The following is a 26,233-nucleotide window of genomic DNA, read 5'->3' as shown; positions in this document are numbered from 1 at the left end:
TGATTGTTATGCTGAAGGAACTGTTTCTTAATTTAACGATTTTAATTACATTTAATTATCTCTTCACCCTTCTTTTTAAAGAGTCGCTTTCGTATAAAGAAGACCGTCTGATCTTTCAATTACTGAAGGGGACGGTCTGCGGGCTTTTAGGGGTTTTTCTGATTGCTTTCGGCTTTTCTTACTCCGATTCCATCATTGATCTCAGAAATATCCCCATTATCATCGCCGCTCTTTACGGAGGCTGGGTGTCTACGGCAGCCGCCTTTGCGATTATCGTCGCAGGCCGTATCTTGATCAATTTCAATACAAGCGCCATTTTTTCCATCGCCGCCGTCGGGGTTATTGCGATACTTTCTGCGGCCGTCCTCAGAGGAAAAAAGCCGGATCACAAAATGGCGTTCGTTATGCTGCTTTTTTCAAATGTTATTTTCACCCTGACGCTGCTGTTTCTTATGCCTGAACAGCCTGCCGGGGCCCTCGTTTATTATTGGCTTATTTCCACCTTGGGCGGAATGCTGTCGCTGTATATCATCAAACACGAAGCCGATGCCCGCCTTTTGTTCAAGCAATACAAGTTTCAAGCGAATTATGATTTTCTGACGGGGATTTTTAATAAGAGAAAATTCGAGGAAGTCTCGCGCGTTCTGTACGATCGGGCGTCTCAATCCCCCTCGTCTCAGCTCGCGCTTATTTATTTGGATATTGATCACTTTAAGCAGATCAATGATCAATACGGCCATTATGAAGGGGATCGAGTACTGAAAGAACTGGGGACGCGTCTGAGGTTCTTACTCAGCAGTTCTGACCCGTCAGCCCGCATCGGCGGCGAAGAATTTGCCGTGCTTATGCCCAATTGCACGTATACAAAAGGGCTTCACCTCGCAGAAGAAATCAGGCACACGATTGACGCGAACCCGATTCTGCTGACGAGCGGAGATACAATTCCCGTGACCGTTTCCCTCGGCATCGCGCATTATCCGACAAATACATCGGATCCTCAGACATTGCCCCTGATCGCGGACCGGATGCTTTACAAAGCGAAAACATCAGGGCGCAATCAAGTGTGCAGCACTGAAAAAAAAGAATGATCGCCCGAAGAGGAAATCATTCTTTCTTTTCAGTGAGAAAGCCGCCTTTCAGGATAACAGGAATCAGGCTGCCCTCATATTCTTTTTCAATAAACGCCGCGGTATCATCTGATTGATACAAAGACAGGAGTTTTTGCATCCGTTCATCATCTTTATCCTCAGCCCTGACGGCGATCAGATGAATATACGCTTCCTTCATTTGCGCCGATCGGATCAGCGCGTCCTTCTCCGCATGAAATCCTGCTTTTTTCGCCTCGCTTTGACTGAGAACTGCTGCGTCAGCATGTTCCGCCGCCTGATAGGCGTTCTTTTTTGTTTCCGTTTTTAAGGTCAGATGCTTCGGGTTGTCCTTGATCATATCAGTTGACCCCGTACCGCTGAATCCCTTTTTCAATGTCATCAGTCCGGCCTCCTGCATGAGAAAAAGCGCCCTGCCGAAGGCCGCCGCTTCATCAGGCACGGCAATGACCGCTCCGTCCGGTATATCCTTCAGCCGTTTATGTTGCTTGGAATACACCCCCAGCGATGCCGCATATGTCGTTCCTAAAGGAGCCAGCTTCTTTTTCACATGAGGCGGCAAAGATTGAAAATAAGAAACGGATTGAAACGCATTGGCGTCGAGATCCCCGCCGGCAAGCGCCAAATCGGCCTCGGCATAATCCGAAAACGTTACCAAAGAAAGCTGCAATCCTTCCTCACCGGCTTTTTTCGCGACAAACTCCCAGATCGATTGATCAGATTCATTGATTCCGATAGTAATTGTCCGGTTCCCGTCAGGATAATGGCATGAAGTAAGTGATATGATCAAAATGAAAAGAAACAGACTGTTTATAAGCCGCAGGTTCAAGTTGACCTACTCCCTATCTATTTTTATGTACAGAGGCTGCACCATGATATTCGGGCTCATGATTACATACAATACCGATTTAAAAAAGGGTTGTCAATTGCTTCCTTAAGAGGCTGCAAAGCTGTTTTTATCAGCTGAAAATGGGCTGTTCTAGTCTCAAATCAGATTTCCGTATCAGAGCGTTCTCCTCTTAAAACATGTTATTTCGAAAAAAGTTACATTTAGCAGTTGTTTTTTCTTCGAATTACTGGTAGAGTAAAGGTAATTATTTTTGTTCGAACTATCTTTAAGAAGAAAGTTTTGTAAGAGTTTTCGTCTTGGAAGTTTGTTTTAGAGCAAGAATAGTGAATTTAAGCGTTATGTCGCTTTAGGAGGAAATTTCATGTTAGAAGGTAAAGTAAAATGGTTCAACTCTGAAAAAGGATTCGGATTCATCGAAGTAGAAGGTCAAGACGATGTATTCGTTCACTTCTCTGCTATTCAAGGCGAAGGCTTCAAAACTTTAGAAGAAGGCCAATCTGTTTCTTTCGAAATCGTTGAAGGAAACCGCGGACCACAAGCTGCTAACGTAACAAAAGCATAAATTGTTTAAAAAACCTGCCGGTGTATGCCGGCAGGTTTTTTTTCATCTAAAACGAAAAGCTGTTTTGCAAAGGCAAAACAGCTTTTTTATATCAGGTGGCAATATCGCGTTTTAAGAAGACGCCGAATGCGAGCGCCAGAAAAATAACGAAGTAAATCACAAGCATCACAACCGAAAATGTCATCGTCATCCCCTCTACTAAAGGAGTCCCGTTCATATATTGCGACAAATCCGTGTTCGCAAATAAAATATATTTGGTCCATTCAAATTTCGCAGCAAGAAATACCGTCGCCGTGTTCCCCATAACCAATAGAAAAATAGAAAATCCGACCGCTAATGAGCTGTTCCGGAATACCGCAGACAGCATAAACGCCATCGTCGCAAGCATAAAAGCGGAGACAGATTCATAGACATATGTTTTAGCGAGGAAAGCGATGATATTTTGCTCAAAAACATGGCCGTCTTTGTATACGAGATGAACATCAGCCGCAGTATCTCCGCCTGTCCCGAAAAAGACCAATCCCAGCAGAGCGGAGCCGGCAAATAAAATCATAAGCATCAGCAGTCCGAACAGCAGCACCGTCATATATTTAGATAACAAAATCTGAAAACGGCTGAGCGGACGGATAGCCAGCAGCTTGATCGTCCCCCAGTTGAACTCATTCGCCACGATTCCTGCGGCAATGATAATCGTAAACAGCCCGGTCAAAACAGTCATCATCGAAGAATCAGCTACGTATGACCACACTGTGTACCCTGTATCCTCGGGGATGTTATGATCCATACGGTATTGATTTATCGCGACATTCTGTTTCAGGTTATCAATGAGCGTCTGATTTCCGGTTTCCTTCATCTGCTGTTTCATTTCTTTGTTTTCAGCCTGGAGCTCCTGTTTCCAATTCGGATTGGCTTCGCTGGAGGTGAAATGGTTTGACAGAAGCGCAAAACCGATCATCGAAACGCCTAAAATCACAATCATAGCCCACGTGCCGACGCGGCTGAAAATTTTTATCCATTCATTATAGATCAGCTTAAACATATTGAACCTCCTCTTTCGTCCCGCCGGTAATCTCCAAGAAACGGTCTTCCAAAGATTTTGTCATGATTTTCACTTCATATAAGCGGATGTTTTCACGGACGAGCAGTGATATCACATCAGGCACTTCCTGTTTTGACAGCTTGATCTCAATGCCGTCTGTCTTCTTCACACAGTCAAACTGACTCAGAACGGCAAGAGCCTCTTCTCTTTGTTCAATATGGAAGAAGTATGTATCTTTATCCTCTTTTCCTTCAACCCTTACTTTTTGAATATCGACAAGCTCCCCTTTTTGCAGAATGCCGATTCGGTCGCACATTAACTCCATTTCTGACAGCAGATGGCTTGAGACGATGACAGCCATTCCTTTTTCACGTGTCAGCTTTTTCAGATGGTCCCTGATTTCCCTGATGCCCGCGGGATCAAGGCCGTTTGTCGGTTCATCCAGAATCAGCACCTTAGGATTATGCAGCAGGCTTTGGGCGAGGCCGAGACGCTGTCTCATTCCGAGAGAGTAGGTTTTTACTTTGTCATGTATTCTGTCCTGCAACCCGACGAGCTCGATGACCTCATCTATTTTTTCTTTCGTAACGCCTTTTACCATCCTTGCGTACTGCTGTAAATTTTTATAGCCGCTCAGGAATTTGTACAACTCCGGGTTTTCCACGATGGCCCCGACGTGCCTGACCGCTTTTGCATAGTTTTTCGTAATGGATTCTCCGCAGATTACGATGTCTCCCTGAGACAGTTTCATTAATCCGACCATCATTCTGATCGTAGTGGTTTTCCCCGCTCCGTTCGGCCCTAAAAACCCAAACACTTCGCCCGCCCGGACGGAGAAGCTCAGATCATGAATAATCGTTCGTCCTTTTATCGTTTTCTTTACCTGTTGCAGTTCTAATACCGTTTCCAATTAGAATCCCCCTTCTATTTCGTGCGCCTGCATGACGCTTCTGTACCATTGCAGGACGGACATTCCTTCCTGTTCCCGAATTTCTTCGACCTCGCGCCGTTCAGCGATTTCCCCTTTTATGAAAACCATCACTTCGTCTAACAGCGTCTCAATCTCGCCGATCTCATGTGTGGCGATGACGACGATCTGGCTGTCAAAATCAATATAAGATACGAGACTGTTGACAATCGACTCTCTGACCGCCGGATCAAGACCTGAAAACGGCTCATCCAGCAGAATGACGGATGCTTTTCTCGACAGGGCCAAAACGATTTTCAGCCTGCCCCGGCTGCCTTTGGACAGCTCTTTTATCTTCTGCTTCGCTGAAAGATTCATTTCCGTTAATAGGTTATGTGCTTTTTCCAGCTGAAAATCCGGGAATTGCGAATGATAAAATGTGAGCATATCACCGACGGTCGTCCGGGCGGAAAACATATCATGTTCGGTTAAATAAGCCGTACGAAACAGCATGTTCCTGCTTACTGCGCAGTCTCCCATCCGGACGGCGCCCGATGTCGGGAACGCAAGCCCGGCAAGCATTTTAAGCGTTGTTGATTTACCGCTTCCGTTCGGCCCTAAAATTCCGTAGATTTTACCCGGAGACAATGAAAATGATACATCGCTGACCGCGAGCCTGCGGCCGTATTTTTTTGTTACGCGTTCAAAATCAAGCTTCATCGTTTGCTTCCTCCGCATATCGTTTGATCCCGTCGAGCATTTCCTCAGGAGATAACCCCAGCTCCGCCATTTCCTGAATAAAGCGTTTGAAAACGTCTTTTGTCAGCCTGTCTTTCAGCTCCGCTTTCAGATCGGATCTTTCCGCTATAAAGGTTCCCTGTCCTCTTCTCGTCTCCACGATCCCCAGCCTTTCCATTTCACTGTACGTTCTTTGTATCGTGTTCGGATTCACTTTCATCTGTACGGCCATCTCCCTTACGGACGGCAGTTTGTCCCCCGGTGAAAGCTCACTTCGGATCAGCCGGTAATATACACGATCGGCAATCTGCAGATAAATCGGCTTGGATGACTGAAATTCATTCTCCATCATTACACCTCAACCTTTCGATTCAGCAGCATAGAGGCCAGCGCGAGACAGAGCGCCGCAAGCACGATCACTGCCAGGAAGCTGAAAAGCGAAATGTGGACGGCTTTCAGCTCCATCGTCCATCCAGTCAATTTTGTATAATGAAAATGAGAATTCACATACACTTTTACCGGCCATATATCATATTGAGATGAAGTGAAAGGCGTAATGATTTTATCGTCAATATAGGTCCAGACAAACGCAAGCACGATGCAGATCACCCAACGGAGGACGGGAACATGTTTTAATGAGTGAAAAACAGTCCAAAATACGGCCACGATCACAGATAAGTACGCTGAACTGATCAGCAGGTAAGCATTCAGTCCGGTTAATGTGCCGGCCAGGGGAATGGTGTGTTCCAGCGCTCCTTTTGCAGAAAGCATCCGGTACATCCAAATGCCGTAGCCGGTCAGCGCCAGCTGCCCGATCAACTGATACAGCAGTGAGGCCGTCAGCTTGGAAGCCAGCAGATAAAATCCTCCATTCGGATTGTAAAGCCACAGCTGGTTTTTTCCTTCTTTATGAAGGTGATAGTACATAAACAGCGGCGCTACAAGAAATTGAAAAAACCCCATTGCCGCAAAAAAGCCGAAAATGACGAGCGGTTCTTTCTGACGGGCAGCGATGACGTGGGCTGCAAACGCCCAGCAAATCATGCCGCAAAGCCACACCGCGAGCCAAATCCATGAAACCTTCGCATCTTTTTTCAGCAAACCTAAAAACGATGTCATTCTTGCTCTCTCCATTCGGATCAAGTGTATGAGTAACATAGTACACTAGATCATCATGTATTACAATATCTTCAATAAAAAAAAGACAAATCCGCTATTACACAGATTTGCCTTTTCAATTACTTCTTTTTGTTTTTTAAGGAGAGCAGCGCATCACGATAGCTGCTATCCTGCATTTTGCCGCCGCTATCAGGATCGTTTGGTTCCTGATCCGTCTCAGAAGTCTTAAACTTCTGAAGCGCCTGACGGTACACATCATCGCCCATTGTATTCTTTTTCTCACGGGGAGATTCAGATTTTACAACGACGGGAGCATGCTCGGCTGAGCGCTCCTCGGCCGGATCATGCTTTTCCGGCTGTTCGGCTGTAGTGCCGATCGCTTCTCTCTTTTCTTCTTTGACATTCTGTCCTGCAGAAGTGCTGCGGACATTGAATGTGATAAGAAGTGCAATCACAATGACAGCAGCAATAACCGCTATAATAATGGCCATATAACCCTCTCCTTACTGTCGTCCGGCAGTTAGATTACCTGTGACTTGGCTGACACGTCTGCCAAGCGCACGGCCTAATTGAAGGCCTTCTTCCGTCATCAGCACATCGCTGTCAACCGGGCATGTGACGCCCGCGCCGTAGTAAGAGCCGTACAGCGCGTTTTCAGGAACGTTGCCGGGAAGTCCGACAACAATCATACCTTGGTGAAACATAGGAGTGATCAGATTGTGCATTGTCATTTCTAATCCGCCATGTGTTGTCGCCGTCGTACAGAATACGGCGCCGACTTTATCAATCAGCTCGCCTTCAGCCCACAGATAGCCGAGTCTGTCGATCCACGCTTTTAAGCCTGAACTGATGGTGCCAAAGTGTCCCGGGCATCCCCAGATAATGGCATCCATGTCTTTCAGCTTGCGGATGTCTGCTTGATCGACATGGTCGATCAGGACTTCAGCCTCAGCGTTTTCTCGTGCTCCTTCGGCAATGGCTTCAGCAAGGTGTTTTGTATGTTCGCCTTCACTATCGTACACTACGTAAATTTTCATTCAGGAAACCTCCCATTCAGATGATTAAGATTCCTTCACTTCTTTAGGGGCCGGAAGCAATGACAGCTCCTCTTTTTTCTTCGCCCGCTGTTTGTCTTTCCGTACGTCGCGCAAGAACAGGCTCAGGACTACGCCGATAACCGCAAAGATCGTCGCCCACATAAACGCGTCATTAATCCCCATAACGTTGGAATTAAGTGAAGCTGTTTTGTAGAGATATGAATAAACGGTTTGTTTCGCCGCATCAAGCGACATGTTCATGTTGACCATTAAATTCGAAACCGCGCTTTGGAACGACTGCATGAAGCTCGGATCAGCCGTGCTCGTTTTATCCGCAATCTGCGAATAGTGCATTGTCGTACGGTTCGTATAAATCGTTGTGATCAAACTTGTTCCGATTGAACCGCTGATCTGGCGGAGCGTGTTGCTCATCGCCGTGCCGTGGCTGTTCAACCGTGCCGGAAGCTGGTTCATTCCGGCTGTCATAACAGGCATCATTAACAGTGACATACCGAATGCGCGGATGGCATAGACAAGCATAATGTGCGTATAAGGTGTGTCAATTGTCAATTTTGTGTACTGGAATGTCGTTGCGACCGTGATCACCAGCCCGATAATCGCAAGCGGTCTCGGACCGATTTTGTCAAACAGAATACCGGAAATCGGCGACATGATCAGCATGACAATCGCGCCCGGCAATAGCAAGAGACCCGATTGCAGCGCCGTAAAGCCGACTAAGTTCTGCAGGTAAATCGGAAGCAGGAACATTCCTGTGTAAAGCGCAACGGTAATAATGATGTTAATCACACTGGAAAGTGAGAAAATATCATATTTAAATACCCGGAAGTCGAGCATCGGTTTTTCAGAGCGCAATTGCTGAATGACAAACGCGGCAATCGCGATGACACCGACGATGACGGTAGACAGCACGATCGGATCTCCCCAGCCGTCGCTGCCCGCTTCACTGACTCCGTAGAGCAATGAGGCAAATCCGACAATGGATAGAATCGCACCCAAGCTGTCGAGTTTGATTTTTTGCGGTTCCACCAAGTTCTTAAAGAGGAAAAACGCTATGATAATAACGATTGCCCCGATCGGAACAAGGCCGTAGAACATAATGCGCCATGTGTAATGCTCGATGATCCAGCCGGAAAGAGTCGGTCCGACCGCCGGAGCAAACATCATCGCAAGACCGAAAATCCCCATTCCTTTCCCCCTGCTTTCAGGCGGGAAGATAAGCAGAATGGTTGTCATGACCAGCGGCTGCAGGATACCGCCGCCGACCGCCTGAATTAACCGGCCGATCAGCATGGTTGAGAAGTTAGGCGCGATTCCGCAGACTAACGTTCCCGCTGTAAAACAGAACATGGCTACGAGAAAGAGGCTTCTCTGTCCGAACCGGGTAATTAAGAACGCAGATAACGGAATCAAAACACCGTTGACCAGCATGTATCCGGTCGTAAGCCACTGAATCGTCGTCGCACTCACACCGAACTCGGTCATTAAGTGCGGCATCGCCACGTTAAGAAGCGTTTGGTTCAAGATCGCCAGGAATAACCCGGCCATAAGCACAATAAGCAATGTTTTAGGACTTTTTACTTGATTATCTGATTTAGCCACCTAAGACAACCTCCCTTCATGGTTTGATGACTGATCTGTATTATTCAGAGATTTTTACAGATGCGTTCATACCAGGAAGCACCTTGTCAGATGGGTTGCTGAGTGAAATTTTAACAGGAACTTTTTGCGTTACTTTTGTGTAGTTGCCGCTTGAGTTTGAAGAAGGCAGCATATCAAATGTTGAATTTGTCGCATAACCGATTTCTTCTACTGTTCCGTCAAATGTAGTATTAGGGTCGCCGTCAACAATTACGTCTACTTTGTTTCCTACTTCAATGTCTCTAATGTCTGTTTCTTTAATGTTTGCAGTGATGTAAAGGTGTTTCATGTCAATTTCCTGGGCAATTGTCGTACCGGCTTGCACCATTTGGCCGTTTTTCACTTCGTTTTTCACGATTGTTCCATCCATGATGGCTTTTACGTCAGCATTTTGCTGTCCTTTGATTTTTGCAACAACGTCGTTTTTGCTTACTTCTTTCCCCTCATCAAGGTTCCAGTCAGTTACTTTACCCGCAGCAGGAGCTGTGATAGCAGCCATGTCGCCGGCAACTTTTGCTTCATCGGTTTTTACATAGTGTGTGCTTTGATAATAGTAGTAAGCACCTCCGCCTATAATTGCAAGAACAACAATCAAACCGATAATGTTGGTCAGAATTAAACGTCCTCTGTTCATTTTGTTTTCTCCTTTCGTTTCTTCCTCTATCATTTTGTGGAATGATGATAAAAATATGTGGGGATTTTTTTATTTTCCGTTTTTCACTGCACAGCCGTTTGCAAGCTTCGTTAAACTTTCCGCAAGCTTGCGCAGGTACTGCAGTTCAGCGGTATTGAGCTGCCGGTATAAGACCGCCGCTTTTTCGGCATATTGAACAGCAGCTTTCTTTAGAAGTTCTTCCCCCTCTTCGGTTAACTGAATCATAACAACACGCCGGTCGTCGTGATAGTCGCTCCGAACCATTAGGCGGCGCTTATACAGAATATCGGTCATTCTCGTGACAGACGCCGGTTTCAGATCAAGCGACAAAGCCAGCCTTGAAAGCTGCGTGCTTTTGCTCTTATGTATTTTGAACATCAGCAGATACTGCAGCACTGTAATATCAAAAGGTTCAAGCACTGTCTCCAGAATCATTTTCTGCTTTTTGTAAATCGATCTGGAAGTATCAAACAGTTGTTCAAAACTGAGCAAAGCGAGCTCTGATTCAATCACCGTATTTTCACCTCATTCCCTTAATAATAGTTCACAAGATAAAATATTAATAAATGAAAGAAGGTTTGTAAAGAGAAAAGTTTCATTTTTTAAGGATTTTTTTTATGCCGTTTTTTCTCTTTATTTTTAATTTAAAAAAGCCGGGCGGAGAACCGCGGCCGCACGATTCTTCACTCGGCTTTATATTTAATACGATGCTTTGCTTACACCGGCTTCCTCATTTTTAAAAAAGCTTTTCAGCGCTTGAAATACGTCTGATTTCTGTTTCAGGATGTAGTATTTAAATTTATCATCTTTGACATTTTTATAGGCGGACATGAGGGTGGAATGCCTGTTATATTGATTGACCTCACCGTAACAGAACAGATTCGATTTTTTCATGATGTCATTGACGAGCTTTACGCACCGGGCGTTATCCGAAGTCAGGTTATCTCCGTCTGAAAAATGAAACGGATAGATGTTGTAGCGGGCGGGGTCATATTTTTCATCAATTAATTCAAGAGACTTCCGGTAAACGGAGGAACAGATGGTGCCCCCGCTCTCGCCTTTCGAAAAAAAATCTTCTTCGGACACGACCTTCGCTTCCGTATGGTGGGCGATAAATTCGATATCAACCGTTTCATACTTTGTCCGTAAAAATCGTGTCATCCAAAAAAAGAAGCTCCTCGCCATATACTTTTCCCATACGCCCATCGAACCGCTTGTATCCATCATGGCTAAAACGACAGCTTTCGATTCCGGCTTCGTCACATCATTCCATGTTTTGTATTTCAGATCTTCCGGATAAATAGGGTAAAACGACGGCTTGCCTGTCATAGCGTTTCGTTTATAGGCCGACAGCATCGTCCTTTTCTTATCGATATTCCCTGTCAGCCCGGTTTTCCGGATATCATTGAACTCGATATCGGTATGGACGATATTGTCCCTTTCCTTTTGCTGCAGATTCGGCAGCTCTAATTCCTGAAACAGCGCTTCTTCCAGATCCATCAATGAAACTTCCGCTTCATAATAATCCTCGCCTGCCTGATCGCCGGCTCCCTGGCCTTTTCCGGCACCCTGCTTTTTATCTGCGCCGTCTCTTGCGACGACATCGCCGACTTCGCTGTCGCCGTCGCCTTGGCCGACATGTTTATTTTTATCATAGTTATAACGGATTTTATATTCATCAAGCGAACGAATGGGGATTTTCACGACATCTTTTCCGTTGGACATAATAATGCTTTCCTCAGTGACAAGATCCGGAAGGTTGTTTTTTATCGCTTCCTGTACTTTCTTTTGGTGGCGCTGCTGGTCGTCAAAGCCTTTGCGATGGAGGGACCAGTCTTCCTCTGAAATCAAAAAATTTCCGCTGTCATTACGGGACATGAATTCCCCTCCTTAACCGTTATGGTCGTTTTACATGTGTATTCCGGCTTGGTCCTGTTTATGAAACAAGTCCGGCGAAAAGATTTATTTTCATCTTATGCCGGACGGACTCTCCAATTGACAAACAATTGCGAAAAACAGCCAAAAGAACCCGTCCTTATACAGACGGGCCTCTCAATGAAATCAAACATCAGCGGTTTAACAAGCTTCCGACATACTTCAGCAGTTCATTAGCGCTAGTCGAATTATAACCGTGTTCATCTATTAACCTTGCAACAACTTCATTGACCTTTTTAAGCTGCTGTTCATCCGGCGTTTTGGTTGAGGTCGTAATTTTCACCACATCTTTTAAGTCTGCGAACAGCTTTTTCTGAATCGCTTCGCGGAGTCTTTCGTGCGAATTATAGTCAAAGCGTTTTCCTTTTCTTGCATAGGCGGATATGCGGATTAAGATTTCTTCGCGGAACGCTTTTTTCGCGTTTTCTGAAATGCCGATCTGCTCTTCAATGGATCTCATCAGTTTTTCGTCAGGATTCATTTCTTCTCCCGTCAGCGGATCGCGGAGCTTATTTTTATTGCAGTACGCTTCCACATTATCTAAATAATTGTCCATGAGAGTTTTCGCGGATTCTTCATATGAATAGACGAACGCCTTCTGCACTTCTTTTTTAGCGATGTCATCGTACTCTTTCCTGGCGGCGGAAATAAAATTCATATACCGCTCTTTGTCCTCGGCGGAGATCGACGGATGCTGGTCAAGTCCTTCTTTTAAGGAACGCAGCACGTCAAGCGAATTGATCGATTCCATATTTTTTCGGATAATCGTTGAGGAAATGCGGTTGATGACATAGCGCGGGTCAATTCCGCTCATTCCTTCATCGTGGAATTCCTTCTTCATATCCTCCAGATCAACGGAATTGTAACCTTCAACGCTTTCTCCGTCATAGAGCCTCATTTTTTTGACAAGATCAATATCAGAACGGTTCGGTTCCTTCAGCCTGGTCAAAATAGAAAACATCGCGGCCACTTTTAATGTATGGGGGGCGATGTGTACGTCAGAAACATCACTTTCAGAAATCATTTTTTCATAAATCCGTTCTTCCTCTGACACCTTTAAATTATAAGGAACAGGCATCACGATGATCCTGGAGTGAAGGGCTTCATTTTTCTTATTGGCAATAAACGAGCGGTACTCCGTTTCGTTCGTATGCGCAACAACCAATTCGTCGGCTGAGATGAGCGCAAACCGTCCGGCTTTGAAATTCCCTTCCTGCGTGAGTGACAGAAGGTGCCACAGAAATTTTTCATCGCATTTCAGCATTTCCTGAAACTCCATCATTCCGCGGTTCGCTTTATTTAATTCACCGTCAAACCGATAAGCGCGCGGATCTGATTCTGAGCCGTATTCGGCAATTGTTGAAAAATCAATACTCCCCGTCAAGTCGGCGATATCCTGTGATTTCGGATCAGACGGGCTGAAGGTTCCGATTCCGGTACGTTTATCCTCCGAGAAGAATATACGTTCAACCTTTACATCCTCAATTCTGCCGCCGTATTCTTCTTCAAGCCGCATGACATTAAGCGGAGAAAGGCTGCCCTCAATTCTGATGCCGTATTCTCTGTAGAAGTCGTCGCGCAGATGATGGGGAATGAGATGGAGAGGATCTTCATGCATCGGGCAGCCTTTAATGGCGTAAACAGCGCCGTTGTCTGTCAATGAGTAGGCTTCAAGCCCTTTTTTCAGCATGGTGACAAGAGTTGACTTTCCGCCGCTGACGGGTCCCATCAATAGTAAAATCCGTTTTCTTACATCGAGCCGCTTGGCAGCCGGGTGAAAGTATTCCTCCACGAGCCGTTCCAGAGATTCCTCAAGGCCGAACAGCTCCCTCGAGAAAAAGCTGTATGTCTTTTTACCGTCATCCTCCTCGATTCCGCTGTCTTTTATCATATTAAAAACGCGAGAATGAGCAGACTGCGCGACCAATGGATTTTCTTTTATGATCTCCAAATAATCAGCGAACGTCCCTTCCCATTTGAGACGCTGCTCTTCCTCTCTGTACTTTTCAATTTTCTTTAATATATCCATAAGAACCTCCTCTATCATGGTTAATGCACTAGAAATAAGGTACTTTGTTACAATCTATGCGGTGACGTGATAATACATGCTTTTCGTTTCTTAAAAATAAAGACGTTATAAGGCCGTCATTGACAAGGGTCCGGTGCACCGTTCATAATGAAAGAAATACAGTTTCATCCAGACTCGGACATCAAATGGAAAAGCAAAGAGGAGGAGAAATGATGAAAACGATCATTTTACTTGGGGTCATTCTCACTTTTTTAGTATCCATTTTTACGGCGGGTTACGACAGCAAACCTGAAAACAAATAACGGCAAAAGGGTGCTCTTCATAAAGAGCACCCTTTCCTGTACAACATAACAATGTTTCATATTCGAATATGTTCTTGGACAGTTGATTTTTCATGAGATTTGCAGCTTGTTTGATACTCGATTTTTCCGATTTTGCAGCCCGGGCCGATTTCCACATGCTTTCCTCTGACGATGTCCGCTTCCGTGTATTCGAGGTAAATTGCGTCTCCTTCGATCAATTCAGCAGAAAGCGTGCCGGCTTTCCGTTTAAGAAAACCGGGTTTCCGTCTGACGGTGATCGATGTGCCGCCGATTTCTTTCACGCGGCTTCGGTCATAACGCAAATGGATGTTTACGTCCCCCGCGTTTAACAATCCCGCCACATTGATACATCCTGTTACATGAAGCAGCTCCGTCTCGCAATCGCCGCCGACGGTGAGACTTCCTTTTAAATGACACCGCTCTCCCGCGGCCCCGCCGCCAATTTCAGCAAGTCCTTTCAGCCTCATCGCGGCGAAACGCATGGAGCCGCCGACTTTCAATGTGCCCATCACATTTGCTGAACGTGCTGATAAATCTCCTGCAACTTCATGCTCTCCGAAAATTTTCAACCTGTTGATCTCGGCATCTCCGAGAAAAAGTCCCGTACCGAATATCCGGCAGCGTTCGCTTTGAAGTCCTTCGCCGACAGTTCCTTCCCCTTTAATGCTTACATTTTGGTAGGACCCGCCGGAGGCGTGTCCGGCTCCGTACATTTTTAAATGACTCAATTTTTTTGTCGTTTCCATCGCAGTTCCTCCTATCGTTTCACGACTTTGTTAACCAAAGCGGAAGGGTCACATGTAAAATCGCCGCTGTATTCCACAGTCCCAATGGTGCAGCCTGCGCCGATCCGCACATGATTTCCGCGGACTGTCTTCGCGTTCGTGTCCGCCAATTCAATGATGTCACCTTCAATCAGCTCCGCTGTCAGCACCGGGGCCGGCATCAGCTTAAAACGCGTAAGCACGCTCTTTCTGCTCATCACTTTCAAATGGCGGCAGCCGATCTCTCTCACATGGCTTTCTCCCGCCGCCAGCTTAATATTGACTTCATCGGCATTCAGCAGGCCGCCGATCTTGCATTTGCCTTCCGAACGGAACGTCTCTGTCTCGCAATCGCCTTCAATCCCGGCTTTCCCGGATATGAAAATATCATCAGCTTTCACACCGCCGCCGAAAGATGAAAAGCCCGCGACGTTCAGCCGCTCCGTTTTGACATCACCTTTAATGACACCCGTTCCGTTGATACGGATGGATTCAGCTTCGGCACTGCCGGAAATTTTCCCCGAACCGCTGATCGTCAGCGTTTGCGTCTTGACATGTCCGTCTGTTTTTCCGCTGCCGTTAAACAAAAAGCTCGCGCACTCCACATCACCTGACACCGTGCCGCTTCCGTTGATCTCCACTGTATGAAAACGGCCTCCTTTTGAACTTCCTGAACCGTTGATGATTAATTTATCTGTTACTTCCATTGATGGTCCTCCTGCATCCATTTCGTTTTTAATTCTTCCGATGCCGCAGCAAGCGCCACACGTTCAACCACTTTGACAGTCGGTTCAAATAAAATATGTTCCGCGTCTGCGATGAAGCACGTCGTTACGCCAAGCTTTCGGAGCATGACAAGCTCCGTATTCGCTTTCAGTTCGGAAGCCTCATACGTTTTCAGCACCCCTGCCGCCAACTTTCCTTCCTCAAGGCTGATATTGCCCGATTGCAAAAGTCCTTCAAGCACATATAAAGACAGCAGCGCGCGGGACGTGAATGTCACGCCGTCTTCTCCATAAACTTGCAGCGCAGCCTTTGAAATCAGTCCCTTTTGAAGCAGCTCCGCAGACGTTATATTGACATCAGTCATTTGCGGAGACAGCATTTCTCTCATTTCATCCAAAGACAGGTTTTCTTTCATTTTCTGTATTTTTGAGATGCGTTTTAATATTTCCGCTCTCGGAAAAAATGTTTCCTGGCCTGTAAATGTTGATTTTCGGATAAACCATTCTTCAGGAATTAAATTTTTCCGTTTCCAGCGGTACAGCTGTCCGTATGAAATTGATGTTTCTTCCAGCAATTCTTTTTTAGAAATCAGTTGTTCCTCCATGAATCCAGCTCCTTCGATGAATGTATTGTAACATAACACTGTTACGTTGTTAAGCCTGGAAATATAAAAATGCCGTGAACCGCTGCTGTCCGTCTTTTTTATTCAATAAAAAAAAACGCCCGGATGCGGGCGTTTTTTCTCACGTCAAATCTCTGTAATTTTGCTGGCGCAGCGCTTCATATACAAGAATCGCGGCCGTGTTGGACAGGTTTAATGATCTCACATGCTCGGTCATCGGCAGACGCAGGCAGCGGTCCATATTGTTTTCGATCAATTCTTTCGGAAGTCCGCTCGTTTCTCTGCCGAATACGAAGAAAAAGTCTTCCTCCGTATTTGAGTAATCAAATAATGTGTGCGGCTTTTGACCGAATTTTGTAATGAAGAAAAACTTTCCGTTCTCATATGCCTCAAATAACTCTTCCAATGAATCATGATATACGACGTTGACGAACTCCCAATAATCGAGTCCGGCGCGCTTCAGCATTTTATCATCGGTTGAGAATCCGAGCGGGCGGATCAAATGAAGCGTTGTGTCTGTTGCCGCACAAGTACGTGCGATATTTCCCGTATTGGCCGGGATTTCGGGTTGATATAAAACGACATGTAATGCCACGATGTTCACCTCTGTTTTTTATTCCGCCCACCATTATATCATTAATTACTCTTTTGTCGTATCATCCGTAATATGAAAAAACGCATATCTGATGGAAGGAGTATACGCCGTTGAATCCTCATATGACCAATATCTCATTCTGCTGTCATACGTTTGGGCATTGACAAGCGGCATATTGCTGTTATCTTTCGCGACCACGATCGCCGTATGATTAAAACGGCCGTCTCCTTCAAAATCATAGCAAATGATATCTCCGGGCATCAGTTCTTCAGCTCTTGATACTTGCACCGCGCGGAGCCCGGCCTTGGATTGGGCCAGGTACATCTTCATCGAATGCGCGACCGTCCAGCTGTAGCTCCACGAGCTTGCCTTCATCCACCAGCCTGAGCCTCTGTTCGGATGCCCCCGCATCGGTGCTTTTCCGGCATGTAAACATTGGGAAATAAAATTGGTGCAATTATCGCTGAAATTTTTATAAGCGGGATTTCGTTTATTCCAAAACTTCTCCGCGTACTGCACGGCAGCCAGACGGTCGTATTGAAACGCCCGCCCGAAATCTTCCCGTTCACTCCGCTCATATTCAATTACGCTGTTCCCGTCAGAAAATCCCGCCGGTTTTTTCTTTACTTCCCGGTCTTTAATCAACAGCTGATCATAGAGAAATGCAGTCCGTTCCTCAATCTGCTCTTCTAAGTAAAGGTGTCCGTCATGCTCCTTGCACAAATATTCGAAATGAATCGTGTACATGACGCATAACGTGCCGTCGTCCTCAAGGCTGCTTTTGACAATGACGGCTTTTGCCTTCGCTTTCACGATGTCAACTTTCCGTTTTTTAAACAGCTCTTTTTTTCTCGTCAGGACCTCAAGATCGCCGGGCTGCCCATTGTGCCTCATCTCGGTTCCGTTGATTAAATAATGAAGCCGGGCCTCCGCTAAATCTTCAATAATATGCTTCAAGCGCTCCACCCACCATACTGTTTTATAAAGAAAAAACACTTGAACTCCGGCCAAGTGCTTTTTCTCTATACATATGTCAGGACCGGCCGGTTTTAGTCTTATCAGAAACCGATAACAGCTCCAGTCCCTTTTCAATTTCCCGTATGGCTTCCTCATCCTGCTCCTTTTGAAGCGCTTTTTCTAATTCCCCCGCATAATCTGGGTCACCGATTTTCCCGATGGCCCAGGCGGCCGTCCCCCTGATGACGGGACGCGGATCTTGGTGCATCAAGGCCGTTAATTCCGGAAGAGACGAGGCATCTTTAAAATGAGCCAAAGCTAAAATCGCATTCCGCTGTATCGGCTTCTTGCCGCGCCATGATCCCGATACATGTCCGAATTTTTCTTTGAATTCGCGATTGCTTATGGTCAAAAGCGGCTTTAACAGCGGCTTTGCGATCTCCGGATCAGGCTCCATCTGCGGATGAAGATGAAAATCTTTCCCCTTATTAATCGGACAGACCGTCTGGCACGTGTCACAGCCATACAGACGGTTTCCGATTTTCGTGCGGAACTCATCCGGCAAAAATCCCTTTGTCTGGGTCAGGAACGAAATACAGCGCTGGGCGTTAAGCTGTCCGGGATTGACGAGTGCGCCGGTCGGACACGCGTCTAAACATTTTGTGCACGTACCGCACATATCTTCAATCGGCACATCCGGTTCAAAGGGCAGATTGGTGATCATTTCAGCCAGATAGACGTAAGAACCGTATTCAGGCGTGGTGATCATGCAGTTTTTGGCGCTGAAGCCGATTCCCGCCCGTTCAGCCACGGCCCTGTCAGACAATTCCCCTGTATCCACCATTGACTTTGTGCGGATATCCTCATGTTTGCTTTGGAGAAAATTCTCCAGCAGATCAAGCTTTTCCCGCAGCACGTCATGATAATCCTTCCCCCAGGAAGCTCTGCAAAAAATGCCGCGCCGGCCGTCCCTTGTGCTCCTCGGCGCATCTTTCATTTTGGAAGGATAAGCAAGGGCGATGGCGACGATCGATTTGGCTTTCGGCAGAAGCAAAGACGGAGTGACCCGTTTTTCAATATCCGGCTCTTCAAAACCGGATAAATAGCCGAGTGATTCCTGAAGAATCAGCCGGTCCCGCAGACTGTCGAACGTATCAGCCGTCGTAAACCCGATTTTGTCGACTCCGATGCTTTTGGCGTATTCGATTAATTCCTCTTTCAGTTTATGAATATTCATTTTTTGCACAGCCTCCTTTCTTTGTGATCAGGCTCCCGCACAGGTATAATAGAGTTTTATCATCCCGAAATGGAGTGAACACACTTGAACATCAGTTTAGATCCACTTATTGCTGAACGGGTGCCGGGGATCAAAGCGGCAGCCATCTTATATGAACAGATCGAAGTCGGGCCTGCTCCGCAAATGCTGAAAGGCCGCCTCCGTTTATTTCAAGAATCTCTTTACTTTGATTATGCTGACGGCGGTATAGATGAGCAGCCTTTTGTAAAAGAGTGGGCGCGTTTGATGGAACAGCTCAGTCCCGCCTTTTCAGGACAAAAAACGCCGATGGAGCTTATGCTCGGCGATATTTCCCGGGAACGATTCATTGAAAGTGTGAATTCAGCCCATGATACCATACTTTTTTTCTCCTTGAAATATTCATTGCCTATCATGGCGTATGATGCCGCAGAAATAGATGAACCAATTTCAATTACGATCGGAGAAAAAGAAAGCGTACTGTCCTTCTCCGGCCCGGACGGCGTTTTCGGCGACTTCACCGGACATATCAATACCCGCCCTGTCACGCCCGGCACAAAGAAAATGCTGCAGCTGATCTTTTTCCCGCCTTCATTTCATGCCGACGCGGCGGATGAGCTGCTATCATCCTTAACAAAAATGTTTGAACAAATTCACGGAGGCACGCATACCGTCTCTTGGCTTTCATAAAAAGACACGCCTTTCGTGTCTTTTTTCACATAAAAAAACGCAATACTTCGTTTATCAGAGAAACGAAACACTGCGTTAATAACGTATGTATGGAGCGGGTGATGAGAATCGAACTCACGACATCAGCTTGGAAGGCTGAGGTTTTACCACTAAACTACACCCGCATCAAAATTCTTTTTTGTCAGTAGCGATTTGATGTTTCTAATATTACATGTATATTTTTTTTTCGTCAAGGGAATGTTAAAAAATTTGTCGAAAAAAATTCTTTTTTTGTCCACATGTTAAGTTAGGTTTACATTTTGTTAAATATCTCATACAATATGAAAAAGAAGAAAACTTGAGGTACGCCTGATGATGAAAAATAAAGTAAAAGAGCTGAGAGCCAGATTCGGCTATTCTCAGGAAACGCTCGGAAAAGAAGCCGGAGCCACCAGACAGACGATTGCAGCGATTGAAAAAGGAGATTATGTGCCTTCACTTTTATTGGCGCTTAACATCTGCCGGGCTTTCTCCCTGCCGATGGAGGAAGTTTTCTGGCTGGAGGAGGAGAAAAAATGAGTTTGAAAATAAAAGCGTGTTTTCACCTTGCACTCTACGGATTGGCCTGCTGGACGCTTATTTCCTTAATGGAAGCGGCGCCGCGGATCGCTCAGTTTTTCCAAACGAAGGGGAGCGGTTCATTTGAGCTGAATATCACTCCGTTTCTGCTGTTTACCGTTTGTGCCGCATTGTATATCTATGCCGAAAAGAAAAAACGAAACGGCAAAAAGCACAGGCTTGTGCCCGATGAATTTGAGGAACAGGATGAAAGAGAACGAATGATGACGGCTAAAGCTTGCCGTTCCTCGTATATCGCCGTTTACTTCTCATTGCCGGCCGCAGCCGTTCTGCTTTTGTTTTATCCGCTGATTCAGCCGCATCTACCCTTTTTTCCAATTCTTTTGATTTTCATTCTGATGATGATTCAGCATTTGGCTTATGTTTTCACTTTTCATAAGCACGGCAAAAACTCCGGTTCATGACAGTTCCGGAGTTTTTTACATTACCAGCTCGCTTTTTTCACCCCGGGAACCCGGCCTTTATGGGCTAGTTCCCTGAATGCGATTCTGGACAGTTTAAATTTTCTCATATATCCGCGGGGCCGCCCCGTCACCGTACAGCGGTTATGAAGCCTGGCCGGAGCAGAATCACGCGGCAGTTTGCTCAACGCTTCCCAGTCTCCTTTTGCCTTTAATTCTCTTCGGATGTCCGCATATTGTTCAACAAGCTTCTGCCGCTTGAGCTCTTTGATCACTTTTGATTTTTTTGCCATTTCAGCACTCCTAACAAATCGTAATAATTACGTTTTGTATCATATCATCTATATGAGTATCGTGCAAGCTAAGCGCTTAAAAAGGCGGGTGAATACCCGCCTTCACTGCCGGAATTTCCCCGGAAATGAAACCGCAGAAAGCGCCCGCCGTCAATTATCCGCCTTGCGACGTCATCAGACTGTCGCTTTATTTCCTCTTGCAAAATGGTCGTTGCCCATTGCTTCACCCAGTCTGCGCTCAAGCTTTTTAGTCCGCTCATTCTGAAACGGCAGAAGCGGAAACACGAGTTCAGCCAGATAATAAGCTTCTTCCAGATGCGGGTAGCCTGAAAAGATAAACGACTCAATGCCGAGTGCCTGATACTCTAAAATTCGAGCAGCGACGGTCTGCGGATTACCGACAAGCGCCGTGCCCGCTCCGCCTCTGACCAGTCCGATGCCAGCCCAGAGATTCGGGCTGATCTCAAGCTTCGAGCGGTCACCGTTATGGAGAGCGGCCATCCGTTTTTGTCCCGAAGAATCAGCGCGCCGGAGCGCAGCCTGCGCTTTCGCAATCGTCTCTTCGTCTAAGTGGCTGATTAATCGTTCAGCCGCTTCCCATGCCTCTTCCTCAGTCTCCCGGACAATCACGTGAAGTCTGATGCCAAAACGCATCGTCCTTCCTTCCTTGGCAGCCTGTTTTTTAACGGTTTCAATCTTTTCTTTTACCTGCTCCGGCGGCTCTCCCCATGTTAAATAGACATCTGTATGTTTCGCCGCAGCCTCAATTCCCGCCTGTGATGAACCGCCGAAATATAATGGCGGATGCGGAGATTGTTTTGGAGGAAACAGCAGATTGCTGTTTTCCACTTTGATATGGTCCCCTTCATATGTCACCGTTTCGCCCCGCATGAGTCCGCGCCAGACGGTTAAAAATTCTTCAGTCGCCTTATAACGTTCATCGTGGCTGATAAACATGCCGTCTCCCGCCAGTTCATAAGGATCTCCGCCCGCTACGACATTTACGAGCAAACGGCCGTCTGACAGCCGATCCATTGTCGACGCCATTCTCGCGGCGACAGACGGCTGCATCAGTCCCGGACGGACCGCCACTAAAAATTTCAAGTCACTCGTTTCCCCCGCTAAAGCGGCAGCCGTCAGCCATGGGTCTTCACATGATCTCCCCGTCGGCAGCAGAACCCCCGTATACCCGAGTCTGTCCGCCGCCTGTGCCACTTGTTTAAAATAAAGATGATCCGCCGTCCTCCCTCCCGTTTGCGTCCCTAAATACCGGCCGTCACCATGCGTCGGAATAAACCAAAGAATCTCCATATGAATCTCTCCTTTTTTAATAGGTTACCCTTCATAACTGTTCCGCCATTTTAATAGTTTCCGTTCGAGCATTCTGACCAATGCATCTGTCAGCTTGCCGACAGCCGCAAAAATGATAATGCCGGCAAACACCTTATTTGTCTGTGAAAATTGTCTGGCATCCATAATCATATAACCGACGCCCTCGCTCGATCCCATCAGTTCCGCCACCACGAGACCGAGCCACGCAATGCCCAGAGAGAGCCTGATGCCGAGCAGGATATTCGGCAGAGATGCCGGAAGAATTAATTTTGTCATCTGCTGATACCAGTTAAATCCCAGCACCCGCGCGACGTCAAACAGCTTCGCGTCCACACTGCGGATTCCGAGAAACGTATTAATGTACACGGGGAAAAAAGCCCCCAATGCGATCAGCAGAATTTTTGATGTCTCATCAAATCCGAACCACAAAATGAACAGAGGAGTCACGGCCAAGTGCGGAACCGTTCTGAGCATTTGCAGAGACGGATCAAGATATGCTTCCGTCCGCTTTGAAAAACCGACCAGCAGCCCGAAAACAAGCCCGAGGCCTGCGCCAAGCAGAAATCCGGCAGCCGCCCGGTATAAGCTGATCTCTAAATGACCCCAGAGCTCACCAGAAAGAAGAAGTTCCTGAAACGTCTGCAAGATGACGACAGGCGACGGGAGCACCGTGGCCGAGACCATGCCCAGACTTGCGATAAACTGCCATACTGCGATGACCGCAGCCGGGAGTACAACCCCCTTCATCCATTGGTATGAATACTTCCGGGATCTTGCCAGAGCTTTCTTTTCTGATTGGCTTATTGCGCCGGCAGCCGTTGATGCTTCTGCTTTCATTACTTGCCATCCCCCGTTTCAAGCGCTTTTTTAATAAATGAATTGTCAACAACGTCTTTTACATGAATTTTCTTATGAATCGCTTTTGTTTGATATTGAAAATCAGCGGTTTCCTGCTGGGCTTTGACAATATCATCATTGATCGGTTCATTGAGAGGCTCAGTATTGTTAAGCACGTTTCTGACGACTTTCGGATCAAGATGTTTGATTTTCGCATATAAGGAGACAGCTTCATCTTTGTGTTCCTTTTGCCATGTAACTGCTTTATTGAACACTTTCAGAAAACGGACCACCTCATCCGGGTGTTCTTTGGAAAATCCCGTTCTGACTAACGTGAAACCGGGAGAATATAAATCTGTGCTTTCTCCGTTCGCCAATATTTCCGCCCCGTGCTGCAGCGTTTCAATCGACAAATACGGCTCCCAAATGGACCATGCGTCAACTGATTTGTTTTCAAAAGCGGAAACCGCCTCATCAGGCTGAAGCTGGATGATGGTGACGTCATCGGCGGAAAGACCCGCTTTATCTAAAGCTTTATAGAGAAAATCAAAGCCGCTGCTGCCTTTGGCTACGGCGATTTTTTTACCTTTCAATTCTTTCAGGCTCTGAATCCCGCTGCCCTTGTTTACGAGAATGCCGTTTGCCTTTAACCCGTCCTGAGACAGCCCGATCTCTTTAAAATCAATTCCTGCCGCCTGACCGGAAATGACCGGTGAATTGCCGACCTGGGAAAAATCAAGCTTATCGGCGGCAAGACCTTCAAATTGCGGAGGACCGCTTTGGAATTCGACCCATTTTACTTTTATTCCGTCTTTTTTGAAGGCCTCTTCAAACCAGCCTTTTTCCTTGGCAATGAGAAGCGGGCTTAAACTCTGCTGGATGCCGATCCGGATTTCTTTCACCGTTTTCCCGCTCCCTCCTGTCCCGTCTGCACTGCATCCGGCTGACATCATGACTGCTGCGGCTAAAAGAATGATGATTTTTTTCACTTCGCTTCGTCCCTTCTATATCCCGGACCCATCCGCAAACCGGAGGTCTTCCGTTTTCTCAAACTCAGAAAGCACCTTCTGCCGGACGGCCTGAAAATCCGCTGACGTCCGATTGCGCGGATGCGGAAGCTGAATCGGCATCAGGCTGTGCAGCCGGCCGGGCTTTGCCCTGAGAATCGCCAGCTTATCGCCTAAATAGACGGATTCATCAATATCATGCGTGACCAGAATCATCGTCGTTTTTTTCTCGCGCCATATATCAAGCAGCACATCCTGCAAATGTTTTCTCGTAAAAGCGTCAAGCGCCCCGAACGGTTCATCTAAAAGCAGCACCTCCGGCTCACGTAAAAGAGCTCTGGCGATGGCAACCCGCTGCGACATGCCGCCGGATAATTCGCGCGGATAAGCGTTCTCCGCTCCCTGCAGCCTGACAACCTCAATCAGATCATCCACTTTTTTCCGAACGGCCGGGTCGTTCATATTGAGATCGGCAGCGATGTTTTGTTTTACCGTCAGCCAGGGAAACAGCCGGTGCTCCTGAAAGATAAATCCCTGCCGGATGCCCGGTCCCGACACATTGCGGCCGTTTATTGTGACAAAGCCTTTATAATCGGTATCAAGACCGGCAATCAATTTTAAAAGCGTGCTTTTGCCGCATCCGCTCGGACCGATGACAGTCAAAAATTCTCCCGATGCAATTGACAGCTCAATATCATTCAGCACCGGCGTTTTCCGGCCTTCATGCTCAAAAGCTTTTTCTTGTATGCTGATGGTTACAGCCATCTGTCTTCCCCCTCTCTTTTTGCCGCGTGCGATCGAAAAACAAAAAGGCCCCCATCTCCGATTGCTTGCAGAGATGGGAGCCTTCGGCGGTCCGATCGGCAACCCGTTTGTTTTTAAATTTGAATATCATGTTAATTCAAATTATTCCGACTTGTCAACTGTTTTTTATAAGGATTAAAATACGCCCTCCGGCATAACCCTGCCAGAGAGCGCATCGGCTGTATCACGTATTCACTTCCTTTTCTTGGCGGGCGATTTTCAATAATGTCCGCGCGTTGTTGCCGAAAATGTTTTCTATATCTTCTTCCCGCATATTGATTTCCCGGCAGGTCCTCACCTGCTCCTGAAGATATCTGTATACATATCCTCTCGGAAATCCGTTCGAATCCGTCCCGAAGATGATCCGTTCAGCACCGATTAATTCAAATGTCTTTCGAAACAGAATTTCCAAATCAAGCGGGTACGGCATCCACCTCATCCACTGATTTGAGCCGGACGTGTCAATATACACATTCGGGCAGCTCCAGCACAGCTGCAGCAATTCCTGATAATATCCGGCGCCGAAATGCGGAATGATGAACGGTATATCAGCATACTCTCTCGCGACACGATAGATGGAGAGCGGGTTGATGTTGCGATGGCTGACAATGCCCCCCGCTCTTCCTAAAAGCCCGAAGTGAATTAATACAGGCAGCCTTTTGTCAGCCAGATACGTCCACAGCTTTTTCAGCGACGGATCATGAAAATCGATGTCTGTCAGCGGCCCGAACAGTTTATATCCTTTCAGACCGAGCTCTTCTACCGCTCTTTTCAGCTCTTCATACGCATCCTCCCGCTCCAAAGGATGATATGCAAATCCGGTAAATCTCGCGGGATTGGCTTGAATAAACGCCGCCATCCGGTCATTGCTCTCTGCTGTTAAAAAATTCAGCACGTCAATGCCGTACTTATCTAATTCATTCTCCCATCTTGTCACCAAAGCGATTTCGCCCTCATCGCCATCAACATCATGCGGATCAGGAAAGTCCCAAGTCAGATTCATTCTTTCTGACCGCTCCCGGTTATAATCGGAAAATGTCTTATCGTTTTTGCCGAAATAAAGGCTGTACGGCAGATGACCGTGAATATCGACAGGTTTAAAATGCTGCCGGAAAAGCATACAATCGCCGCCTCCCTTACCGCCTGACAATAAAAAAGGCCCTTATCCAGTGAAGAATAAGAGCCTCTTGTGTCCAAGTCAGCGGTTTCTATTTTTTCTCATCTTAAACTCATTATTCCCGTCAGTCAAGTAGGTTTTCAAAACCAGACTCTTTTTTCGATAATAAAAATAATTATTTTATAATCATTATAAAATAATATTGACTTTTTACTGATAGGTGATATTATATTTTTATAAATCTAAAGAGGTGATC

The 26,233-nt window shown here is 46.5% G+C and carries 30 protein-coding genes and 1 tRNA gene; 5 read left to right on the top strand and 26 right to left on the bottom strand.

The annotated features are described in order from the left end of the window. Positions 1–8: 8 nt before the first annotated feature. Positions 9–1,088 carry a GGDEF domain-containing protein gene (locus tag SB847_RS00295; protein WP_038457408.1) on the top strand — a complete coding sequence of 360 codons (1,080 nt, stop codon included), beginning with the start codon at positions 9–11 and terminating at the stop codon, positions 1,086–1,088. Positions 1,089–1,104: 16 nt separating this feature from the next. On the opposite strand, the gene SB847_RS00290 is transcribed toward SB847_RS00295, so the two are convergent. Then, the gene (locus tag SB847_RS00290; RefSeq protein ID WP_410577207.1) at positions 1,105–1,935 is read right to left on the bottom strand and encodes a MetQ/NlpA family ABC transporter substrate-binding protein; all 831 of its coding nucleotides are present in this window, start codon (positions 1,933–1,935) and stop codon (positions 1,105–1,107) included. A gap of 382 nt (positions 1,936–2,317) precedes the next feature. Here SB847_RS00290 and cspB point away from each other — a divergent pair, with 382 nt between their 5' ends. Then, positions 2,318–2,518 (top strand): cold shock-like protein CspB, encoded by a 201-nt coding sequence (cspB, locus tag SB847_RS00285; RefSeq protein WP_003155376.1) that lies wholly within the window; start codon positions 2,318–2,320, stop codon positions 2,516–2,518. Positions 2,519–2,609: 91 nt separating this feature from the next. Here the strand turns inward: cspB and SB847_RS00280 are convergent, their stop codons facing one another. The 18 genes from SB847_RS00280 to queG all read right to left on the bottom strand — a co-directional run bounded on the left by SB847_RS00280 (position 2,610) and on the right by queG (position 18,860). Beyond that, positions 2,610–3,557 carry an ABC transporter permease gene (locus tag SB847_RS00280; RefSeq protein WP_410563075.1) on the bottom strand — a complete coding sequence of 316 codons (948 nt, stop codon included), beginning with the start codon at positions 3,555–3,557 and terminating at the stop codon, positions 2,610–2,612. Next, on the bottom strand, positions 3,550–4,467 hold the full coding sequence (locus SB847_RS00275) for an ABC transporter ATP-binding protein (protein WP_044801697.1): 918 nt from the start codon (positions 4,465–4,467) through the stop codon (positions 3,550–3,552). Before SB847_RS00275 ends, SB847_RS00280 begins: the two co-directional genes overlap by 8 nt. Then, a complete protein-coding gene (locus SB847_RS00270) occupies positions 4,468–5,184 on the bottom strand; it encodes an ATP-binding cassette domain-containing protein (protein WP_044801698.1) in 717 nt (238 codons plus the stop codon). After that, positions 5,174–5,551: a GntR family transcriptional regulator gene (locus SB847_RS00265; protein WP_044801699.1), complete on the bottom strand. Its 378-nt coding sequence runs from the start codon at positions 5,549–5,551 to the stop codon at positions 5,174–5,176. The genes SB847_RS00270 and SB847_RS00265 overlap by 11 nt, the downstream gene beginning before the upstream one ends. Before the next feature lie 2 nt (positions 5,552–5,553). Next, positions 5,554–6,321 carry a hypothetical protein gene (locus SB847_RS00260; RefSeq protein WP_088462369.1) on the bottom strand — a complete coding sequence of 256 codons (768 nt, stop codon included), beginning with the start codon at positions 6,319–6,321 and terminating at the stop codon, positions 5,554–5,556. 119 nt (positions 6,322–6,440) lie between these two features. Further along, on the bottom strand, positions 6,441–6,812 hold the full coding sequence (locus SB847_RS00255; protein WP_025284468.1) for a hypothetical protein: 372 nt from the start codon (positions 6,810–6,812) through the stop codon (positions 6,441–6,443). Between the two features lie 12 nt (positions 6,813–6,824). Continuing rightward, positions 6,825–7,358, bottom strand: a complete 534-nt coding sequence (locus SB847_RS00250) for an NAD(P)H-dependent oxidoreductase (protein WP_003155386.1) — start codon at positions 7,356–7,358, stop codon at positions 6,825–6,827. Positions 7,359–7,382: 24 nt separating this feature from the next. After that, entirely contained in the window at positions 7,383–8,978 is a 1,596-nt protein-coding gene (locus SB847_RS00245; protein ID WP_003155387.1) for an MFS transporter, read from the bottom strand. A gap of 40 nt (positions 8,979–9,018) precedes the next feature. Beyond that, positions 9,019–9,684 (bottom strand): HlyD family secretion protein, encoded by a 666-nt coding sequence (locus tag SB847_RS00240; RefSeq protein ID WP_007610259.1) that lies wholly within the window; start codon positions 9,682–9,684, stop codon positions 9,019–9,021. Positions 9,685–9,720: 36 nt separating this feature from the next. Further along, positions 9,721–10,185 carry a MarR family transcriptional regulator gene (locus tag SB847_RS00235; RefSeq protein WP_003155389.1) on the bottom strand — a complete coding sequence of 155 codons (465 nt, stop codon included), beginning with the start codon at positions 10,183–10,185 and terminating at the stop codon, positions 9,721–9,723. A gap of 186 nt (positions 10,186–10,371) precedes the next feature. Next, positions 10,372–11,550 (bottom strand): sporulation protein YhbH, encoded by a 1,179-nt coding sequence (gene yhbH, locus SB847_RS00230; RefSeq protein WP_017417325.1) that lies wholly within the window; start codon positions 11,548–11,550, stop codon positions 10,372–10,374. Between the two features lie 190 nt (positions 11,551–11,740). Then, complete coding sequence (gene prkA / locus SB847_RS00225) at positions 11,741–13,636, bottom strand: serine/threonine protein kinase PrkA (RefSeq protein WP_003155391.1); 1,896 nt, start codon at positions 13,634–13,636, stop codon at positions 11,741–11,743. A 358-nt stretch (positions 13,637–13,994) separates the two neighbouring features. After that, the gene (locus SB847_RS00220) at positions 13,995–14,705 is read right to left on the bottom strand and encodes a hypothetical protein (protein WP_375005112.1); all 711 of its coding nucleotides are present in this window, start codon (positions 14,703–14,705) and stop codon (positions 13,995–13,997) included. Between the two features lie 11 nt (positions 14,706–14,716). Then, positions 14,717–15,430: a polymer-forming cytoskeletal protein gene (locus tag SB847_RS00215; RefSeq protein ID WP_410563085.1), complete on the bottom strand. Its 714-nt coding sequence runs from the start codon at positions 15,428–15,430 to the stop codon at positions 14,717–14,719. Further along, entirely contained in the window at positions 15,421–16,053 is a 633-nt protein-coding gene (locus tag SB847_RS00210; protein ID WP_015417094.1) for a YhbD family protein, read from the bottom strand. Before SB847_RS00210 ends, SB847_RS00215 begins: the two co-directional genes overlap by 10 nt. Positions 16,054–16,192: 139 nt before the next feature. Then, positions 16,193–16,675, bottom strand: coding sequence for a tRNA (uridine(34)/cytosine(34)/5-carboxymethylaminomethyluridine(34)-2'-O)-methyltransferase TrmL (gene trmL / locus SB847_RS00205; RefSeq protein WP_410563087.1), 483 nt, complete (start codon positions 16,673–16,675; stop codon positions 16,193–16,195). Between the two features lie 36 nt (positions 16,676–16,711). Further along, on the bottom strand, positions 16,712–17,623 hold the full coding sequence (locus SB847_RS00200) for an amidase domain-containing protein (protein WP_410577206.1): 912 nt from the start codon (positions 17,621–17,623) through the stop codon (positions 16,712–16,714). Positions 17,624–17,699: 76 nt separating this feature from the next. Continuing rightward, the gene (gene queG, locus SB847_RS00195) at positions 17,700–18,860 is read right to left on the bottom strand and encodes a tRNA epoxyqueuosine(34) reductase QueG (RefSeq protein ID WP_015239452.1); all 1,161 of its coding nucleotides are present in this window, start codon (positions 18,858–18,860) and stop codon (positions 17,700–17,702) included. A gap of 84 nt (positions 18,861–18,944) precedes the next feature. Here queG and SB847_RS00190 point away from each other — a divergent pair, with 84 nt between their 5' ends. After that, the gene (locus SB847_RS00190) at positions 18,945–19,568 is read left to right on the top strand and encodes a hypothetical protein (protein WP_045207027.1); all 624 of its coding nucleotides are present in this window, start codon (positions 18,945–18,947) and stop codon (positions 19,566–19,568) included. A 90-nt stretch (positions 19,569–19,658) separates the two neighbouring features. On the opposite strand, the gene SB847_RS00185 is transcribed toward SB847_RS00190, so the two are convergent. Continuing rightward, positions 19,659–19,732: transfer RNA gene (locus tag SB847_RS00185), tRNA-Gly, on the bottom strand. A gap of 190 nt (positions 19,733–19,922) precedes the next feature. Here SB847_RS00185 and SB847_RS00180 point away from each other — a divergent pair. Together SB847_RS00180 and SB847_RS00175 are read left to right on the top strand one after the other, a co-directional pair. Continuing rightward, entirely contained in the window at positions 19,923–20,126 is a 204-nt protein-coding gene (locus SB847_RS00180; protein ID WP_003155407.1) for a helix-turn-helix transcriptional regulator, read from the top strand. Next, entirely contained in the window at positions 20,123–20,590 is a 468-nt protein-coding gene (locus tag SB847_RS00175; protein WP_082997751.1) for a hypothetical protein, read from the top strand. Before SB847_RS00180 ends, SB847_RS00175 begins: the two co-directional genes overlap by 4 nt. A gap of 20 nt (positions 20,591–20,610) precedes the next feature. Here the strand turns inward: SB847_RS00175 and rpsN are convergent, their stop codons facing one another. From rpsN to SB847_RS00145, 6 genes are all read right to left on the bottom strand, one after another. Beyond that, complete coding sequence (gene rpsN, locus SB847_RS00170; protein WP_014417259.1) at positions 20,611–20,880, bottom strand: 30S ribosomal protein S14; 270 nt, start codon at positions 20,878–20,880, stop codon at positions 20,611–20,613. A gap of 174 nt (positions 20,881–21,054) precedes the next feature. After that, positions 21,055–22,191, bottom strand: coding sequence for an FMNH2-dependent alkanesulfonate monooxygenase (gene ssuD / locus SB847_RS00165; protein WP_410563095.1), 1,137 nt, complete (start codon positions 22,189–22,191; stop codon positions 21,055–21,057). Positions 22,192–22,215: 24 nt separating this feature from the next. After that, complete coding sequence (locus SB847_RS00160) at positions 22,216–23,049, bottom strand: ABC transporter permease (protein WP_410563098.1); 834 nt, start codon at positions 23,047–23,049, stop codon at positions 22,216–22,218. Beyond that, entirely contained in the window at positions 23,049–24,038 is a 990-nt protein-coding gene (locus SB847_RS00155; RefSeq protein ID WP_015239446.1) for an aliphatic sulfonate ABC transporter substrate-binding protein, read from the bottom strand. Before SB847_RS00155 ends, SB847_RS00160 begins: the two co-directional genes overlap by 1 nt. 15 nt (positions 24,039–24,053) lie before the next feature. Next, complete coding sequence (locus tag SB847_RS00150; protein ID WP_043021596.1) at positions 24,054–24,821, bottom strand: ABC transporter ATP-binding protein; 768 nt, start codon at positions 24,819–24,821, stop codon at positions 24,054–24,056. A gap of 223 nt (positions 24,822–25,044) precedes the next feature. Beyond that, entirely contained in the window at positions 25,045–25,980 is a 936-nt protein-coding gene (locus SB847_RS00145) for an amidohydrolase family protein (protein ID WP_410563101.1), read from the bottom strand. Positions 25,981–26,233: the final 253 nt, after the last annotated feature.

The sequence above is a fragment of the Bacillus sp. SIMBA_026 genome (assembly GCF_046535335.1).
Classification (GTDB): domain Bacteria; phylum Bacillota; class Bacilli; order Bacillales; family Bacillaceae; genus Bacillus; species Bacillus velezensis.
The sequence above is the reverse complement of the archived record's forward strand: the minus strand, read 5'-3'. Positions and strand labels throughout refer to the sequence as shown.